This is a genomic window from Methanosarcina sp. UBA5, from assembly GCF_002505485.1.
In the GTDB taxonomy this organism is placed as follows: domain Archaea; phylum Halobacteriota; class Methanosarcinia; order Methanosarcinales; family Methanosarcinaceae; genus Methanosarcina.
Window position 1 is genome coordinate 3,161 of the sequence record NZ_DAVG01000009.1, and the last position, 2,500, is coordinate 5,660.

The following is a 2,500-nucleotide window of genomic DNA, read 5'->3' on the forward strand; positions in this document are numbered from 1 at the left end:
GACTGCAGAGACGAGCTGGAAACCCTGCTCGATTCAGAGAATACTGTTGTTAAGGTCTGCGAGGAACAAATGCAGCTTCCGACAATTGCTGTTACTGAAAAATTCATGTACATCTGCCTCTTCAACAAGCAGGGAAAATACGACCACAGGAAAGTCATGAGTTTCGATGCAAGCGCCCTTCGCTGGGGGAGAGAGCTTTTCATGCATTATAATGAATTGTCTCAAGAAGTAATCGAAATATGAAGCCTGCCTGACCTTTCAGGTAGGATCGGAACAAGCCTCCTACTCTCTTTCATAACTGGCTGGAGTTTTTACTATGAGATTTAAAAATTTCCCCCTGAAATCAAAGCTAGTTATCTATATCGTTGTCGGGGTTTTTCTTGTTCTTACAGTCTCTACAGCTGTGATTATCAGTACGGTCACGTCTCAGGAAGAAAAGCTGGCTTACCAGAAATCAATCGAAATGGCAAGCAATTACGCAAACCAGTTTGATGCCGATATGAAAGCTAACAGCGCAGTTGCAAAGACGCTTGCCCTTACGATGGAGAATTACGAGGCTTCCAACAGAACTGAGGTAATTGGCATCCTTCAGAATATCCTTGAAAAAAATCCAAACCTCATAGGAACCTATGTGGCGTATGAGCCAAATGCTTTTGACGGCAGGGATATGGAACATATTAATGCCTCGGGTCACGACTCAACAGGTAGGTTCGTCCCCTATTGTAATAAGATCAAAGGCAACGTTACGGTCGCGCCTCTTCTTCATTATGATTCTTCGGATTATTACCAGTTGCCCAAAGCCAGAGGAGAAGATGTCCTAACAGAGCCTTATTTTTATGAAGGCATATTCATAGTAAGCCAGGTTTCCCCGATTTTCAAAAACGGGAAGTTCGTAGGGATAGCGGGAGTGGATGTTCCTCTTGATTATATGGACGAGGTTGTGAGTAAGGTCAAAGCTTTTGACACGGGATATGCCTTCATGGTAAGCAACACAGGCGTCCTGCTTTCTCACCCTACGCGCAAGGACTGGATTGGAAAAAAAAGTCTATATGACTTTAACTCGAAAGAAATAGCCAGAGCCGCAGATGACATAAAAAATGGAACTGGTGGATATATTGAGACCATGGACTCTACCACAGGCAAAACTGTTGTAATGTTCTACGAACCTGTGCGAACCGGGAATCTCGCCTTTGTGCTTGTAATTCCAAAAGAAGAAATGCTTGCAGGTGTTGTTGACCTTCGGAACAGGCTTCTGGTCATTTCTGCAATTTCAATTCTATTCATGGCGGCCCTTGCTTATATGATTGCCCTTTCTATCACAAGGCCCATAGATGAAATCGTTCAGGATTTCAAGAGTATTGCCCAGGACGCAGTTAAAGGAAAGCTTGATGTCAGGGCGGATACTGATGTGGGGATAGATTTCAAGGAGATTCCTACGGGCCTAAATGAAATCCTTAAAGCTGTAATTGTTCCTGTAAGAGAGACTATAAGAGTAACCAATGCGCTTGCAAAAGGAGAGTTAAAAGAGAGAGTAAATGCTGATGTGCAGGGAGAGTTCAGGGAACTCAGAAATACACTTGACAAATTTTCCGAAACTTTGAATAGTATTATAGATGACTCAAACGCTGTTCTTACTGCATTTCAACAGAATGATTTTAAGCGGCAGATCAGTATCCATGGGCAGGGTGATTTCAAGCTGCTTACAGACGGAATCGAAGAAACCCGCCAGGCTCTTGATGTGATTACAACCCAGCGCAGAGAGGCGGAAAAAGCCCTTCTGGACTATGCAAAAGAACTTGAGCGTTCCAACCAGCTTAAGGAAGATATGGAAAGGGTTGTCAATACAAGTCCCGTAATCGTTTTTCTATGGAAGTATGAGCCCATGTGGCCCGCAGAGTTTGTTTCGGAGAATGTTACCAGATTGGGTTATGAGGTGGAGGATTTTACCTCGAACAGGCTTCTTTATGGGGATATTGTGCATCCTGAAGACCTGGAAAAAATGACTGCCGAACTTAAGATGAACGTTGAGGCCGGCTGCACGGACTATACCTCGGAATATCGGATTCTCACAAAATCCGGGGAGATTCGCTGGGTTGACGAAAGGACAGTTATCCAGCGCAGTGAGGACGGTGAAGTCCATCTTCAGGGTATTATCCTAGACATAACAGAGCATAAAAAAGCCGAGGATGCGCTCCTTCAGATGGAGGAAATTCGCAAAAAAGAAATCCATCACCGTATCAAGAATAATCTGCAGGTGATTTCCATGCTTTTATATCTTGAGTCCGGGAATTTTACGGACAGGGATGTAATCGAGGCTTTCAGGAACAGCCAGAACAGGGTTAAATCAATGGCTCTTGTCCACGAAAAACTTTACCAGTCCGAGGATATGGTAAGTGTAGACTTTGCGGATTATATTAAGAATCTTGCAGATTATCTGTTCCAGTCTTACTCTCTGGACAGCAGGAAAATGAGCTTGAAACTGGATGTTGAAAAGGTTTTC

General features: G+C 43.7%; 2 protein-coding genes. Both read left to right on the plus strand.

Translation table 11 applies throughout. The features are described from left to right. Positions 1-243: transcriptional regulator FilR1 domain-containing protein (locus tag BP621_RS00770; protein WP_292387288.1), on the plus strand; the 243-nt coding region annotated here is incomplete at its 5' end. A 73-nt stretch (positions 244-316) separates the two neighbouring features. Next, the coding region (locus tag BP621_RS00775; protein ID WP_292387291.1) for a histidine kinase dimerization/phosphoacceptor domain -containing protein at positions 317-2,500 on the plus strand (2,184 nt) is incomplete at its 3' end.